At 69.5% G+C, this 14,520-nt stretch carries 15 protein-coding genes; 7 read left to right on the top strand and 8 right to left on the bottom strand.

Annotation, left to right across the window (positions count from 1 at the left end; translation table 11 throughout):
* Positions 1-18: 18 nt before the first annotated feature.
* Genes rph through MWU75_RS17950 form a run of 3 tightly spaced genes read right to left on the bottom strand, consistent with a single transcriptional unit; the run spans position 19 to position 2,693 of the window.
* Positions 19-828: a ribonuclease PH gene (gene rph, locus MWU75_RS17960; RefSeq protein ID WP_247093527.1), complete on the bottom strand. Its 810-nt coding sequence runs from the start codon at positions 826-828 to the stop codon at positions 19-21.
* A gap of 45 nt (positions 829-873) precedes the next feature.
* Positions 874-1,692: an ABC transporter permease gene (locus MWU75_RS17955; protein WP_247093525.1), complete on the bottom strand. Its 819-nt coding sequence runs from the start codon at positions 1,690-1,692 to the stop codon at positions 874-876.
* Positions 1,689-2,693 carry an ATP-binding cassette domain-containing protein gene (locus tag MWU75_RS17950; protein ID WP_247093523.1) on the bottom strand — a complete coding sequence of 335 codons (1,005 nt, stop codon included), beginning with the start codon at positions 2,691-2,693 and terminating at the stop codon, positions 1,689-1,691. The genes MWU75_RS17955 and MWU75_RS17950 overlap by 4 nt, the downstream gene beginning before the upstream one ends.
* 96 nt (positions 2,694-2,789) lie before the next feature.
* Between MWU75_RS17950 and MWU75_RS17945 the strand changes: the two genes are divergently transcribed.
* A complete protein-coding gene (locus MWU75_RS17945; protein ID WP_247093521.1) occupies positions 2,790-3,545 on the top strand; it encodes a TetR/AcrR family transcriptional regulator in 756 nt (251 codons plus the stop codon).
* Positions 3,546-3,590: 45 nt separating this feature from the next.
* Here the strand turns inward: MWU75_RS17945 and MWU75_RS17940 are convergent, their stop codons facing one another.
* On the bottom strand, positions 3,591-4,490 hold the full coding sequence (locus tag MWU75_RS17940) for a LysR family transcriptional regulator (RefSeq protein ID WP_247093519.1): 900 nt from the start codon (positions 4,488-4,490) through the stop codon (positions 3,591-3,593).
* Between the two features lie 181 nt (positions 4,491-4,671).
* On the opposite strand from MWU75_RS17940, the gene MWU75_RS17935 reads away from it, so the two are divergent.
* The 5 genes from MWU75_RS17935 to MWU75_RS17915 all read left to right on the top strand — a co-directional run bounded on the left by MWU75_RS17935 (position 4,672) and on the right by MWU75_RS17915 (position 9,939).
* Positions 4,672-5,598, top strand: a complete 927-nt coding sequence (locus MWU75_RS17935; protein ID WP_247093517.1) for a pseudouridine-5'-phosphate glycosidase — start codon at positions 4,672-4,674, stop codon at positions 5,596-5,598.
* Position 5,599: 1 nt separating this feature from the next.
* A complete protein-coding gene (locus MWU75_RS17930) occupies positions 5,600-6,511 on the top strand; it encodes a PfkB family carbohydrate kinase (protein ID WP_247093516.1) in 912 nt (303 codons plus the stop codon).
* A 97-nt stretch (positions 6,512-6,608) separates the two neighbouring features.
* Complete coding sequence (locus tag MWU75_RS17925; protein WP_247093514.1) at positions 6,609-8,066, top strand: MFS transporter; 1,458 nt, start codon at positions 6,609-6,611, stop codon at positions 8,064-8,066.
* Positions 8,059-9,024 carry a nucleoside hydrolase gene (locus MWU75_RS17920; protein WP_247093512.1) on the top strand — a complete coding sequence of 322 codons (966 nt, stop codon included), beginning with the start codon at positions 8,059-8,061 and terminating at the stop codon, positions 9,022-9,024. The genes MWU75_RS17925 and MWU75_RS17920 overlap by 8 nt, the downstream gene beginning before the upstream one ends.
* 3 nt (positions 9,025-9,027) lie before the next feature.
* Positions 9,028-9,939, top strand: coding sequence for a ribokinase (locus MWU75_RS17915; protein ID WP_247093510.1), 912 nt, complete (start codon positions 9,028-9,030; stop codon positions 9,937-9,939).
* Positions 9,940-10,044: 105 nt separating this feature from the next.
* On the opposite strand, the gene MWU75_RS17910 is transcribed toward MWU75_RS17915, so the two are convergent.
* The 3 genes from MWU75_RS17910 to MWU75_RS17900 form a co-directional block, all read right to left on the bottom strand.
* Positions 10,045-10,356 carry a hypothetical protein gene (locus MWU75_RS17910; protein WP_247093508.1) on the bottom strand — a complete coding sequence of 104 codons (312 nt, stop codon included), beginning with the start codon at positions 10,354-10,356 and terminating at the stop codon, positions 10,045-10,047.
* Positions 10,331-10,909, bottom strand: a complete 579-nt coding sequence (locus tag MWU75_RS17905; protein WP_247093506.1) for a MarR family transcriptional regulator — start codon at positions 10,907-10,909, stop codon at positions 10,331-10,333. The genes MWU75_RS17910 and MWU75_RS17905 overlap by 26 nt, the downstream gene beginning before the upstream one ends.
* Before the next feature lie 62 nt (positions 10,910-10,971).
* Positions 10,972-11,817, bottom strand: a complete 846-nt coding sequence (locus MWU75_RS17900; RefSeq protein WP_247093504.1) for a PHB depolymerase family esterase — start codon at positions 11,815-11,817, stop codon at positions 10,972-10,974.
* Between the two features lie 699 nt (positions 11,818-12,516).
* On the opposite strand from MWU75_RS17900, the gene MWU75_RS17895 reads away from it, so the two are divergent.
* Positions 12,517-12,852, top strand: coding sequence for a hypothetical protein (locus MWU75_RS17895; RefSeq protein ID WP_247093502.1), 336 nt, complete (start codon positions 12,517-12,519; stop codon positions 12,850-12,852).
* Positions 12,853-12,894: 42 nt separating this feature from the next.
* Here the strand turns inward: MWU75_RS17895 and MWU75_RS17890 are convergent, their stop codons facing one another.
* Entirely contained in the window at positions 12,895-14,448 is a 1,554-nt protein-coding gene (locus MWU75_RS17890) for an ImmA/IrrE family metallo-endopeptidase (RefSeq protein ID WP_247093500.1), read from the bottom strand.
* Positions 14,449-14,520 lie beyond the last annotated feature (72 nt).

The following is a 14,520-nucleotide window of genomic DNA, read 5'->3' as shown; positions in this document are numbered from 1 at the left end:
GCGCCACGCGGCGTCCCGTCACCGGGTGGGCGGGCCTTGGTCCTCGTCGATGCCGGCCTCGCGCGCGTCGGAGCCGCCCATGTCGTCGCCGCCAAGGGCCGCGGCCTGGCGGGCGATCAGCTCGCCGCACCCCTCGGCGGCCTGGTCGAGCAGCGCGTCGAGCAGCTCGCGGTCGAAGGGCACGCCCTCGGCGGTGCCCTGCACCTCGATGAACCGGCCGTCGCCGGTCATCACGACGTTCATGTCGGTGTCGGCCGTGGAGTCCTCGATGTAGTCCAGGTCCAGCACCGGCTCACCGTTGACCACGCCCACGCTCACGGCGGCCACCGCGCCGGTGATCGGCTCGGCGCCCTCCTTGATCAGCCCGAGCGAGCGGCCCCTCTCGACGGCGTCGACCAGCGCGACATACGCCCCGGTGATCGCCGCGGTCCGGGTGCCACCGTCGGCCTGCAGCACGTCGCAGTCCAGCTGGATGGTGTTCTCCCCCAGCTCGGAGAGGTCCAGCACCGCGCGCAGGCTCCGGCCGATCAGCCGGGAGATCTCGTGGGTGCGGCCACCGATCCGACCCTTGACCGACTCGCGGTCGCTGCGGGTGTGCGTGGCGCGCGGGAGCATGGCGTACTCCGCCGTCGCCCACCCCAGCCCGCTGCCCTTGCGCCAGCGCGGCACCCCCTCGGAGAACGAGGCGACGCACAGCACCCGCGTCCGCCCGAACTCGATGAGCACGCTGCCCTCGGCGTGGTCCAGCCAGTCGCGAGTGATGCGGATCTCGCGGAGCTGGTCGGGCTGGCGTCCGTCGTGGCGGGGTCCTGCGGCGGGGTCGGTCATGGGACAAGGGTATGGCGTGCGGTCACCGTGCCGCGCCACCGCACCTCAGCGGGACAACCGCTGGTAGCGCCGCACCGCCAGCGGCAGGAAGACGGCAGTGATCAGCACCGGCCACAGCACGGCCAGCAGCTGGGCGTTCTGCTCCGGCCAGCTCGACCCGACGGCGACCGGGTTGCCGAACAGCTCCCGGATCGCGGTGGCCGTCGCCGACACCGGGTTCCACGTCGCGAGGAAGCCGAGCCACCCGGGCATCATCGAGGGCGGGGTGAACACGCTGGAGATCATCGCGAAGGGGAAGGCGACGGCGAACAGGTTGCCCGCGGTCTCGGTGTTCTTCACCCCCAGCCCGAGGTAGATCCCGATCCAGATCAGCGCGAAGCGCAGCAGGAGCAGCAGGCCGAAGGCATACAGCGTCTCCCACAGGCTGCCCTGCGAGCGCCAGCCGATGACCAGCGCGATCGCGGCGATGACCAGCAGGTCCAGGGCGGCGCCCAGCAGATCGCCGAAGCCGCGCCCGCTGACCACGGCCGAGGGGGCCATCGGCATGGAGCGGAAGCGGTCGGTGACGCCCTTCTCCTTGTCCAGCACCACGGCATACGCGGTGTTCATGAACCCGAAGGCCATGGTCATGGCGAACATGCCGGGCATCGCGAAGGCGGTGTAGTCGGCGCCACCGCCGATGTCCATGGCCGAGCCGAAGACGTAGACGAAGAGCAGCACCGAGACGATCGGGAAGCCGAGCTGCCACAGGATGGTGGTGGGCTGGCGCACGTAGTAGAGCAGCTGTCGCCACACCATCGACCAGGCGTCGGCGACCGCCCAGTATGCCGTGGAGCGGCGCAGCGGTTGCAGGTCGGTGGTCATCGGGTTGCCTCCTCCAGCTCGGGCTCCTCGTCGGTCCGGTGTCCGGTGAGTCGCAGGAAGACCTCGTCCAGGGTGGGTCTGCGCAGGCCGACGTCCTCCACCGCGACGCCGGCCTCGGCGAGCCGGGCGGCGACCGCGGCGAGCGAGCCCAACTGCTCTTCCACCGGCACGACGACCCGCCGGCGTGGGCGGTCGACGAGCGGGCTGAGCGTCGAGACAGCGGCACAGGCGGCCTCGGCGGCGTCGAGCTGCGCCGGGTCTGCGACCGTGACCTCGATCTGCGCGCCGCCGACGGCCCGCTTGAGCTCGGCCGGTGTGCCGTCGGCGATCTGCCGGCCCTGGTCGATCACGGTGATCCGGTCGGCCAGCTGGTCCGCCTCGTCGAGGTACTGCGTGGTCAGCAGCACCGTGGTGCCCTGCCCGACCAGGGCGCGCACCGCCTCCCACACCTCGGCGCGACCGCGCGGGTCCAGACCCGTGGTCGGCTCATCGAGGAACATCACCTGCGGCGCCAGGATCATGCTCGCCGCGAGGTCGAGGCGCCGCCGCATGCCGCCGCTGTAGGCACCCACGCCCTTGTCGGCGGCGTCGGTGAGCGCGAACTGCTCGAGCAGCTCGGTCGCCCGGGTGCGGGCCCTGGGCCGGCCGAGGTGGAACAGGCGCCCGAACAGCTCGAGGTTCTGGCGACCGGTGAGGACCTCGTCGACCGCGGCATACTGCCCGGCCAGGCCGATGCGGCGCCGGACCTCAAGTCGGTCGCTGCCCAGGTCGGCCCCGGCGATCTGCGCGGCGCCCGCGTCGGCCTCGGTGAGCGTGGTCAGCACGCGGACCGCGGTGGTCTTGCCCGCGCCGTTAGGACCGAGCAGACCGTGCACCGTGCCGCGGCGCACCGACAGGTCGAAGCCGTCCAGTGCCATGACCTGCCCGTAGCGCTTGACCAGGCCGACCGTGTGCACGGCGAGCGCCGGGTCGAGCGGCGCGACCGGCGGGTGGTTGTCCATCCGAACCTCCCAGGATAGAGTGATGCGTATAGTGTACGCAAGAAGAGTACGGCGTACGCACTCGTGCTGGCAAGCGAATTTCTCAGGAGGCTTCCGATGACCGAGACCAGCGGCAGCGGTGACGTCCACCGCAGCCTCGCCCTGCTGTGGGATCCGACCGGCGGTCCCGCGCGGGGCCAGCCCGGACGACTCTCGCTGGAGGCCGTTGTCGACGCCGCGATCAGCGTCGCCGACGCCGACGGGCTGGAGGCGGTCTCGATGCGGCGGATCGCCGGGGAGTTGGGCGTGGGCACGATGTCGCTCTACCGTCACGTGCCCGGCAAGGAGGAGCTGCTCGACCTGATGCTCGACCGGGTCCTCGGGGACGATGACCCCACGCCGTTCCCGGTCGACTGGCGCGCCACGCTCGAACGCTACGGCCGGGAGGTGTGGGCGCTCTATCGCACCCACCGGTGGCTGCCGTTCGTCGACCAGAGCCGACCGCTGCTGGGCCCCCGCGCCGTGACCGGGATGGAGGCGGTGCTGGGCGGACTGACCGACACCCCGGCCAGCGACACCCACAAGATCCTGGCGTTCAGCATGGTCGAGACCTATGTCGCGGGCCTCGCCCGCGTCACCAACGGGGCCGAGCTGGCCGAGGAGCGCTCCGGGGTCAGCACCGAGGAGTTCTGGCAGGCCCAGGGCCCGGTCCTTGTCGCAGCCATGCAGAGCGGGCGGTTCCCACGCATGGCAGCCCTGGACGAGGAGGTCTTCGCCACCACCCCGGAGGAGACCTTCGAGTTCGGTCTCGGCGTGCTGCTGGACGGTCTGGCCCCCCGGCTGGGTGGCACCGCGGTGGACTCAGCGGGCTGACCGGCACCGTCGCGGGCTCGGCGGGCTGACCTGCACCGTCGCGGCTCAGCGGGCGGCCCGCCCCCTCCCCCGCCGCACCCGGCGCAGCGTGGCCACCACCTCGGGCACGCCGTTGACGACCGGCAGCCGCCAGGTCGCCTGGAGCGGGATGAGCAGCGGCGGCTCCAGCGGGGCGTAGGACAGGGTCGGCGACGCCTCGCGCGCGAAGTCGAAGGGCACCAGGGAGAACGCGGTGCCGTTGCGCAGCTGGTAGGACTGCGCCCCGGAGACCGCCCCGGGCGACTCGACGATCTCGGGGTCCAGGCCCCGCTCCCGGCAGGCCCGGACGAGGCAGTCGAAGTAGTCGTCGTGCTGACGCCGCGGCCAGATCAGCAGCCGCCGGCCCGGCAGCGCGGTCAGGTCGGCCGGGAGCGTCGGGTCGAGGACGCCGCGAGCGGTCAGCACGCACACCTCGTCGCGGGCGATGCGTGCCTGCCGGGTGTGCGGTGAGGGCTCCACGAAGTGCCCCACACCCACGTCGGCCTCCCCCGCCGCCAGGGTGCGCTCCAGGGCGCCGGTCGCCACCTCGAGGACCTCGACCTGCACCCGGGCACCCTCGGCCTCCAGCTCCTGCAGCAGCGCCGGGACCAGGTGGTTGATGAGGCTCGGCGTCGCGGCCAGCCGCACGGTGCCCGGCTCCTGCCGCAGCCGCTCGGCCTCCTCGGACAGCTCGGCCGCCCCGGCGAGGAGGCTCTCGGCCAGGGGCAGCAGCGCCGCACCCTCCTCGGTGAGGGCGGTGCCGGCCCGGGAGCGGACGAAGAGCTGCAGCCGCAGGCCACGCTCGAGGGCGCGCAGGTCGGCGCTGACGGTGGGCTGCGACAGGTTCAGCAGCTCGGCTGCGCGACCGAAGTGCTCGGTCCGGGCGAGGGCGCGGAAGACCCGCAGCTGGCGCAGCGAGAAGTCCATCAGCTCGCCACCTGCCGCAAGGTGACGACTCGCGCGGTCGCGGACGGGAGGGATGCCCTCATAGAGAGACTCTATGACACGATCGCCAACTGGGTCTGGTTCCGGCCTCGCTCCCGCTCCTACCGTAAAGGGAACAGCTTTTCACCGAGGACAAGCTTTCACCGTCAAGGAGGACACATACATGAGCACCGGTTTCATCAAGGTCGCACCCGAGGTCAGCGAGGCCGTCAGCTCCGGACAGGGCGTCGTCGCCCTGGAGTCGACGATCTTCACCCACGGGCTGCCCCGCCCGCGCAACATCGAGGTGGCGGAGGAGGCCGAGCAGATCGTCCGCGACGCCGGTGCCGTGCCCGCGACGATCGGTGTCGTCGGGGGCGTCCCGACCGTGGGCCTGACCAAGGACGAGATCGTCGAGCTGAGCAACGACGACGACGTGATCAAGTCCAGCATCCGCGAGCTGGCGATCGGCGCCGTGAACCGCAAGAACGCCGGCACCACCATCGCGGCAACCTCCTTCCTGGCCCACCGGGCCGGCATCAAGGTCTTCGCCACCGGCGGCCTGGGCGGCGTCCACCACGGCGCGAGCGAGAACTTCGACGAGTCCGCCGACCTGCTCGCCCTGGCCCTCAACCCGATCGTGCTGGTCAGCTCGGGCGCCAAGGCCGTCCTGGACGTCAACGCCACCCTGGAGCGCTTCGAGAGCCTCAGCGTGCCGATCGTCGGCTACCGCACCAACTCCTATCCCGGCTTCTATGTCGCCGAGTCCGGCTTCACCGTGCCGCACCGGGTCGAGAGCCCCGAGGACGTCGCGACCATCTACCGCACGCAGCGAGCGATGGAGCTGTCCACCGCCGTGCTCGTTGCCAACCCGGTCCCCGTCGAGGAGCAGCTGGACCCGACCGGCCTGGACGAGATCATCGAGCGGGCCTGGGCCGCGCTGGAGGAGCAGAAGGTCAGCGGCCAGGCGGTCACGCCGTTCCTGCTGGAGTTCATCCGCCAGGCCACCGGCGACGCCAGCCTCACCGCCAACGTCGCGCTCTATCGCAACAACGCCCGCGTCGCGGCACAGATCGCCGTCGCGCTGGAAGCCAGCAACGGGAGCAAGTGACATGCTCGGCGTCATCGGCGACGTCGTTCAGGACATTGTCGTGTGGACCGAGGAGGAGATCCGCCCCGCCACGGACACCAAGTCGCAGATCAGTATGACGAGGGGCGGCTCTGCCGCCAACGTCGCGGCCTTCGCCGCTCCCCGCTGGCGCACCCGGTTCATCGGGTGCGTGGGCGACGACCTGGGTGGTCACGTGGTCGAGCGTGAGCTGACCGACCGTGGCGTGGACGTGCGGCTGCAGCGCCGCGGCGACACCGGCATGATCGTCGTCCTCATCGACCAGGACGGGGAGCGCAACATGTTCCCCTCCCGCGGTGCCTCCGGCCTGCTCGAGAAGGTCGACCCGGCGTGGTTGCAGGGCGTGAAGATCCTGCACATCACCGGCTACTCCCTGCAGAACGAGCCGACCGCCTCCAGCGTCATCGCGGCCGCCAGGGCCGTGAAGGCCGCCGGCGGCAGGCTCTCCTTCGACGTGTCCTCCACGGGCATGATCGACCTCTACGGTCAGGACGAGTTCGTCGACCTGATGGTCGAGCTCGAGCCGGACTACATCTCGGCCAACCAGGACGAGACAGCGATGCTCGGCCTGGCCGACGCGGACGGCCCCGGGCCGCTGCTCAAGCGGCTCAGCGGCGTGCTGCTGGCCCGCGCCGGCAAGGACGCCACCCGCATCATGCGCGGCTGTGACGTGCTGGCCACCGTGCCGGTCCACCCGGCCGAGGTCGTGCGCGACCTGACCGGCGCCGGTGACGCGTTCAACGCCGGGTTCCTGACCGCCATACTGCAGGACACCGGACCCGAGCCGGACCTGGAGGCGGCCGTCGAGGCCGCCCACGCGCTCGCCCGGCGGGTGCTGGCCCACGCCGGTGCCACCGAGGGGGACCAGACCCCCTCCACCCCCACACCCGCCTGACCCCTCACCGACGGCCGGAGCCCGCGCGGCTCCGGCCATGTCGGCGACCCCGCAAACCCGCCACACGGCATACCAAACCCATCCACCAGGAGACCTCATGTCCACCGTGCCACCGACGCCACGCAGGACGACCGGGAGCGTGCCCGCCCTGGTCGCCGCCCTGCTGGCGGCCATCTTCGCCTTCCAGCTCAACGCCTCGATGCTCTCGCCGGTGCTGGCCACCATGGAGCGCGAGCTCGACACCACCGCCGCCCAGATCGGCCTGTCGCAGACCGCCTTCTTCGCCTCCGCCGCGCTGTTCTCCCTCTTCCTGCCCCGCTGGGGCGACCTGATCGGCCGCAAGCGCCTGATGATCGGCATCCTCGTGCTCACCGGTGTCGGCAGCGTCATCTCCGCGGTTGCACCGAACGTCGAGGTGCTCAGCCTCGGCCGCATCGTCCAGGGCGTCTCCGGGCCGATCGTGCCGATGGCCCTGATCATGCTGCGCGTGCAGGTCCCGGACCCGCGGCGCTACGCCAAGCTGATGGCCATCCTGACCGCCATCAACGGCGGCATCGCCGGCGTCGACGCGCTGCTGGGCGGCTGGCTCGCCGAGACCTTCGGCTTCCGCTCCGTCTTCTGGGTGATGGCCGTCGTCGCGGCCCTGGCCGTGCTCGCCATCGCCGCCGGCACGCTCGAGTCGCGCAGCCCCGGGGACACCAGGATGGACTGGAAGGGTGTCAGCGCCCTCGTCGTGGTCCTCGGGTCGCTCTACTTCGCCTTCGACCAGGCGGGCCGGCTCGCCGAGGCCAACTGGCTCATGGTCGTCGGGCTGATGGTGCTGGCCGCGGTCGCCTTCGCGGTCTTCTGGGCGATCGAGACGCGGGTGGAGCACCCGCTGGTCACCACGACCTACCTCAAGGAACGCCGCACCTGGGCGCTGCTGTCGACCACCTTGTTGACGATGACCGGCGTCTTCGCGGTGATGAACGGGCTGATCCCCAACCTCGCCCAGGACCCGGCGCTGGGCGGCATCTCCGCCGGCGAGGTCTCCTGGTGGACCCTGACGCCCTACGCCCTGGCCGGTCTGGTGATGGGTCCGATCGCCGGGCAGCTGGCAGCGCGGATGGGTTACAAGCGGGTGCTGCAGGGTGGGTTGGTGCTGACCACCCTCGGCCTGACCGCCGCCGCGTTCCTCAGCAGCAACCCGACCCCCTTCGTGCTGCTGAGCATCTCGGTCTTCATCGGTGTGACCTACGCCGGTGTCTGCAACATCATGCTCAACGGCCTGGGCATCGTGCTCAGCCCCAGGGACAACCAGGGGTACCTGCCGGGCATGAACTCCGGGGCGTTCAACCTCGGTGCCGGGCTCAGCTTCGCCCTGCTGTTCGCCATCAACACCTTCGTGACCAACCAGCTGGACGCGGCCGCCGGCTATCGCTTCGGCATACTCGCTGGTGCGGTGCTCCTGCTGCTGGCCCTGGCCGTGTCGCTGCTGATCCCGCAGCCGGAGGACGACGAGGTGGTCACCGGGCACGTCCCGGCCACCGCGACAGAGGGAGCCGACCATGTCTGAGCCGCGCCGGATCATCCTGGACTGCGACCCCGGCCACGACGACGCCGTCGCCATGATGCTTGCGCTGGGCAACCCGGCGATCGAGCTGCTCGGCATCACCACGGTCGGCGGCAACCAGACACTGGACAAGATCACCCGCAACGCCCTCAGCGTGCTGGTGATGTGCGGCCGGGAGGACGTCCCGGTGCACGCCGGTGCGCACCGGCCGCTGGTGCGCCGGGTCGAGGTCGCCCCGGAGATCCACGGCGAGTCCGGCCTGGACGGCGTCGAGCTGCCCGAGCCGAGCCGGCCGGCGCAGGAGACCCACGGCGTGCGGTTCATCATCGATCAGGTGATGGCCGCCGAGCCCGGCACCATCACCCTGGTGGCCACCGGTCCATTGACCAACCTGGCCCTGGCGGCGCGGCTCGAGCCGCGCATCGTCGAGCGGGTCCGGGAGGTCGTCGTGATGGGCGGCGGCTACCACGAGGGCAACTGGACCGCCGTCGCCGAGTTCAACATCTGGGTCGACCCGGAGGCCGCCGCCATCGTCTTCGACGAGGCCTGGCCGCTGACCATGGTGGGGCTGGACCTGACCCACCAGGCGCTGGCGACCGCCGAGGTGGAGGAGCGGGTGCGGGCGATCGACTCGCCCCTCGGTGAGTTCTTTATCGGGCTGATGGGCTTCTTCCGCACGGCCTACCAGGAGCACCAGGGCTTCGACGACCCGCCGGTGCACGACGCGTGCACCATCGCCTACCTCATCGACCCGGAGATCGTGCAGACCACCCGCGTGCCGCTCACCGTCGAGCTGCGGGGCGAGCACACTGTCGGTATGACGGTCGCCGACTTCCGCAGGCCCCCCGCCGCTGACTGTCGGCACCAGGTCGCCACCGAGCTGGACCACGCCCGGTTCTGGGACCTGGTGGTCGAGGCGATCCGGGTGCTCAGCGTGGGCACGGACAACGTGGAGGACTGACTGATGGGTGCGCGGCTGCTGGTCATCGGCTCGACCAACGTCGACCTGTTCACGACGGTGCCGCGCCACCCCTCCCCCGGCGAGACCCTGCTGGGCACGGGCGGGCAGCGCGCCGCCGGTGGCAAGGGCGCCAACCAGGCGCTGGCCGCCGCGCTGCAGGGCGCCGACGTGACCTTCGTCGGGGCGGTCGGTGACGACGCCGACGCCGAGCTGGCCCTAGCCGGGATGCGCGCGGCCGGTGTCGATCTCGACGCTGTGCTCACGGTGCCGGACGCGCCGACCGGCCTGGCGATCATCACCGTCTCGGAGGCGGGCGAGAACACCATCGTGGTCATCGCCGGCGCCAACGCCCACGTCGGGATCGAGGCGGCCACCACCGCAATCGCCGGGATGGACGAGGGCGACGTCCTGCTCATGCAGGGCGAGGTGCCTCGCGAGACCATCGAGGCTGCCGCCCGTGCGGCGCGTGACGCCGGCCGCGGCGTCATCCTCAACGTCGCACCGTGGATGGCGCTGGACCACGACGTGCTGACCTCGGCGGACCCGCTGGTGCTCAACGAGCACGAGGCGCACCTGGCCGTCGAGGAGCTGGGCCTCACACCGGCTAGCGACTCCCCCGAGGCCGTCGCCGAGGCGATCGCCGGTGCCGGCACCCCGTCGGTCGTCGTCACCCTCGGCGCCGAGGGTGCGGTGCTGGTCCGTGACGGTGACACCCATCAGGTCGCCAGTCCGAGGGTCAGTGCGGTGGACACCACCGGGGCCGGCGACGCCTTCACTGGCGCCTTGGCTGCGCGACTGCTCGAGGGTCAGGACCTGGCGACTGCAGTCACTCACGCGGTGCGCGTCGGGGCCTATTCTGTGCAGCACTCCGGTGCGCAGTCGTCATACCCGGGGATCGGGGACGAGCTGCCCTGAGTGTCGGCCTGAGCATGGCGCGACCTGGTCAGTCCTGAGCCGGGGCTTTCGGGTGCCGTCGCGCGAGTCCCAGATGGCTAGAAGAACCCAAACTGTCCGAGCAGGCTATTGGCTCAACGCCAACCCGTCCCCAAACTGCGCCTGCATGGCACGCTCGACTGCGATGTGACCACCCTTGCGCGTGGGCCGGAGCCCCTGGTGCGCCAAGAGTGCGGTCAGCGCCTGGCGGGCAGCGTCGTAGGCAAGCACGAAGGCCGAATCCGGGTCCGAATGCACCGCCGAGCGCGCGGTCTCCAGAGTGGTAGCAGCCTTCTTGAGGAGCGGTTCGCCATTGGCTGCTCCACCAACGAGTTGCTGCAGCTCACCGGCTTCGATTTGGCGCTGCACCTCGTCAGCGCCGCGCTGCCAACGTGGCATCGTCCCCCCCTTCTTCGATGACCTCCACGTAACTCGAGCCTTGGATCTGACTCACCAGCGGATCGCTCGCATCGATCCACTGCTGCCGAGACCGCACAACCGGGTTCACCTCCAACCCTAGTCGCCCTTGAGCACGGTCTGCCGCCTCAGACACATCGGCACGATCAACGTCACCGATCACCATCACGTTTACATCCCCCGGCGGCGGCCCAGAGGCTCCGCGGAACCTGGCCGCCCACGAGCCGAAGATGATGACCGAGCTTGCCCCTGGGATCGAGAATTCCTCCGCGACAATCAGCCGAGGGCCAAACGTGATCTCGAGAAGCTCAGCGAGAGGACGGCTCGCCGGATGGGTCAGATCGGCCTGGACGAGCCGGTTGCGCCCCAGCGTTGCGCTGGTAATCAGTCCGGACTCATGGAGCCTCACGATCTCGCGATGGAGTGTGGACAGTGGCACCCTCAGTCGTGCAGCGAGGTCGCTTACCCCGAACTGCTCATCGGGATGCAGGTAGAGCCAATTCAGCAGTTCAGCCTGGACCTGGGATCGAAACACAGGCAGCAGCGCAGGTCCAGGAGTTCGCATACATGGAAGATATGTCCCACTTATAGGGAGTGTCAACGGCGCACGGTGGACGAACCGATCCGCAGTTGCACGCGCCGCTGGAGGCGGCGCACGTCAAGTTCGAGGCCGGTGTCGCTCGCCTCGCCAGACTCAAGCAGGCGGACGAACCGTTCTGAGACACCAGCCAGCTCGGCCAGATCCACCTGCCGGAGTCCGAGTTCACGACGCCGCTGCGCTATCTGCTCGTACAGTTCTCCCACGACCAACTCCCCTGATGTACCAGCACGATCGTGTCGGCTCAGGGGATTGCACAGAACCCAGGCGGCAAACGGATCCGACGTGCTCAAGTGCACGGCGGGCGGGGCCCATCGGTGGCGCGACCTCGACTCCTCCACCAGGTCCAGGCTGTCGTTGAGCAGCCCGTCATCGACCTGGTCGCTCACCGCGGCCCACTGCTCGGCAAGGCGGGTGCCGACCAGCGGCGGCACGATGGCGTCCTCGTCGCCCTGGATGATCAGGAGCGGGACGTGGCGCGCCCGCTCCCCCATCTGCGACCAGGCCTGTCGCGCCGTGTAGTCCGGAGGAGTGGCGCCCGGGTGGTCCGGGTCCACCTGGTTCAGGCCGTACTCCCCGCCGGCCACGGACGATGCGGTCGCGAAGATGTCGGGATAGGTCGCCGCGAGGATCACGGCCCCGCCCGCCCCGGACGAGGCGCCGACGACGTGCACCTGGTCCGGGTCCGCGTCATACTCCCGGACCACCTGGCGGGCCACCCCCGCGAGGAGTGCCGGCTCCCGCGCGCCCCGCTGCTGCTGGCGTGGGTCGTCCGAGCTCCAGCAGTTGAGCGCGTCGCTCAGCACCGCACCCACGACATACTTGATCCATGGGTCCTGCGACACACCTGGGGCTGCGCGTGCGGCGCCCCGGCCCGGTCCGACGAGCCGTGCAGGCGGTGGCCGCCACGCGCGCCGGGGCGGTCGTCCTCGCGCGGGCTCTGCCCCCGCTCGACCGCCTCGTCCAGCGCGCCTCGGGCGGACGGCACACGGCCGCTAGCCTGCTCGCCGGGGTGCCCATCGTGGAGCTGACGACCACCGGGCGGCGCAGCGGCCTGCCCCGCACCACCCACCTCATCGCGGTGCCGCACGGGGACACGATCGCGGTGGTCGGCACCAACTTTGGCCAGCAGTCCACACCGGCCTGGGTCCACAACCTCGAGGCCGGCCCCGGCGCCACTCTCGCCCGCGGAGGTCAGTCGGTGACCGTCGTGGCCCGGGCGCTGGGCGGCGCTGAGCTCGAGCGCGCCCTTGGGCAGGCGGAGCAGGTCTACGTCGGCTACCGCGCCTACAGCCAGCGGATCAGCGGGCGGCGGGTCCGGGTGTTCGCGCTAGAACCGGGCCCCAGCCTCACCTCCGGGGCGGCAGAGGCTGACCCGCTGCCGGTGCTCCGATCGTCCGCACACCGCCGGCTTGAAGCACTCGAAGACGAGCACCCGGGTAGCAAGCACAGTGTCCTTATCCTGCGAAAACACCAGTTACAGTTGGGTCAACGGAATGCCAGCAGACCCCAAGCCCCGTGGAACACAAACAGAGGACAACGAGATGCTCTATATCGTAAGGTTTGGACGTCAACTGCACGACGCCACGCGAGACACAGTCTTTGCAGTGGAAGCAGGCAATGCCGTAGTGGCGATACAAAAGGCGCCTGCCATGTACCACACATGTTCGCACTTGGCATTGGAGGCACTCCAGAAGGCCCAGGGATCCTTCGTTCGTGGGAACGATGAGATATATCTGGAGATGGCGGGACAAGCACAAGCGTTCGCCCAGGCGGGTTCGACAATTGCGATGTCAATGGGCGCGAACGGAGAAATTGACCGGGACGCATATGAAGCCGGTGTCGAAGAACTACGCTTTGCAGTGAGCCTTTTCAACTAGCGGCTCTGCGGAAGGGATCCACGCACCCGAATTTGCTGGCGTCTACTGGTCGGAGTACGAGTCGTCGCCCTGACTGGCCTCGTAGTCGGCAAAGTCTATCCGCGCCGTAGACACAGCTCGTGCCAGGATTTCGATCACCTGTGGCTCGACGAGGCCGGCATCGGGTCGCACGTTCAGAAAGAGCCGTTCAGAACTACTGCGGAAGCGCCAGTCATCCGTGCCAAAGACCTCCTCCCAACCAAGCACCTGCTCCCATCCGTGCTCACCGGTGGCATATTCGACTCTCGTATTGAGCCACGACAGGTCTAGGTCGGGCTCAATGCACTCGAGGCCACCGCCCTGTATGTGCGACCGGCATATGGCCACCAGGTCGCTGCCATGGTTCGACTCATCGGTGCTCACCTCGATGACTGCCCCCTGGTCGGCCTCGCCTGCAGACACGACGGTCAGTCGGTGACTGTCCAGGGGAAGCAGCTGCAGCACACGACTGGCAGATCGATCATGGTCCGCGTCCGCTCCGGGCGGACGCGCAAAGTACGACAGAACCCCGTCGAATGCCTCCACCGTTCGCGCCGTGGCGATCCATGGGTCGGCAAGCGTGGAGGTGCCAGCTGCCCAGGCAGTCGCCACCCGCTCAGGCAGTCCGTGGTGATCTGGCGTTGAGCGCACGAGTATGACCTCTGTCGAGTTCTCAGCACCTTGTCGAACCTCCAGCGAGGTGGCCCAGGCAGGAACCTCAACGGGTGCGGCCTTCACCTCCATTGACCCCCGTATTGGGCGGTCTTGGAGATCAAGCAGGTCCAGAACCGTCTCTGCCGCCTGAGCCACATAGGTCAAACCATTCTCGGGCGACAAGTGATCGAGTTCGACCGTGCGATCCAGGTAGTCTGGCAGTTCCCACCCTGGCGCAACCTTGCGGAAGAGGAGACGAGCCACTGACTCTGCCTCAAATTCGCGGACTGCGCGATCTGCGACAGGACGGTTCGGCCATTTGTCTCCTCTGTCGGCGCCAACATGCCCGCAGAACAGGTGTCCCAGTTCGTGAGCCAAGGTGGCCAACTGCTCCGTCGGGGCATGCGACTGATTCAGTGTGACCACCCAACGCTCTGCTGCAGCCTCACGGGACTCAGCGTCTCCGAACTGCAGGATGGGTGTCCCACTTGTGTCACCAATCCGCTGGATCTTGCCGGCCAGAGGCACTCCGTGGCGTGCCGTGAGCACCCTCACTCCGATGGGCGCAACTGCTGAGATGAGCCGAGCGAGCAGTTCGGCAGCGGGCGGGAAAGGTCTCATCTCGAAGGGCGCAGCGTCGAACGGAAGGACGACTTGGTGGTCCGTGGCTTCAGTCTGCGACACGTCGAAGACGAACTCGACTGGCCCGAAGGGAAAGAGCAAAACGACGGGACGTTCGCCCGGCCTCACAGCTCGCCGCCACTTGCGACGCCACTCCGCAGCGTCGCACAGCATGGTCGCGTGTGGCATCTGCAAGATGGCCAACAAGGCGTTGAAGAGTCTCCGGCCGCGTACGGCAGCGACCTGGTCCAACAGGTCATCCACGTCGGAGGCAGCTCCAGACTCAATCGCATAGGCAGCCATGGCCTCGACAGTGCGCCGACCCGCAGTTGGGCGCTCCGGCCGCTTTAGGGCAGACACCTGGGGGCTTCCCTG

Source organism: Ornithinimicrobium sp. F0845, assembly GCF_023015765.1.
In the GTDB taxonomy this organism is placed as follows: domain Bacteria; phylum Actinomycetota; class Actinomycetes; order Actinomycetales; family Dermatophilaceae; genus Ornithinicoccus.
Note: the sequence above shows the minus strand (reverse complement) of the source record. Positions and strands in the feature narration are given on the sequence as shown.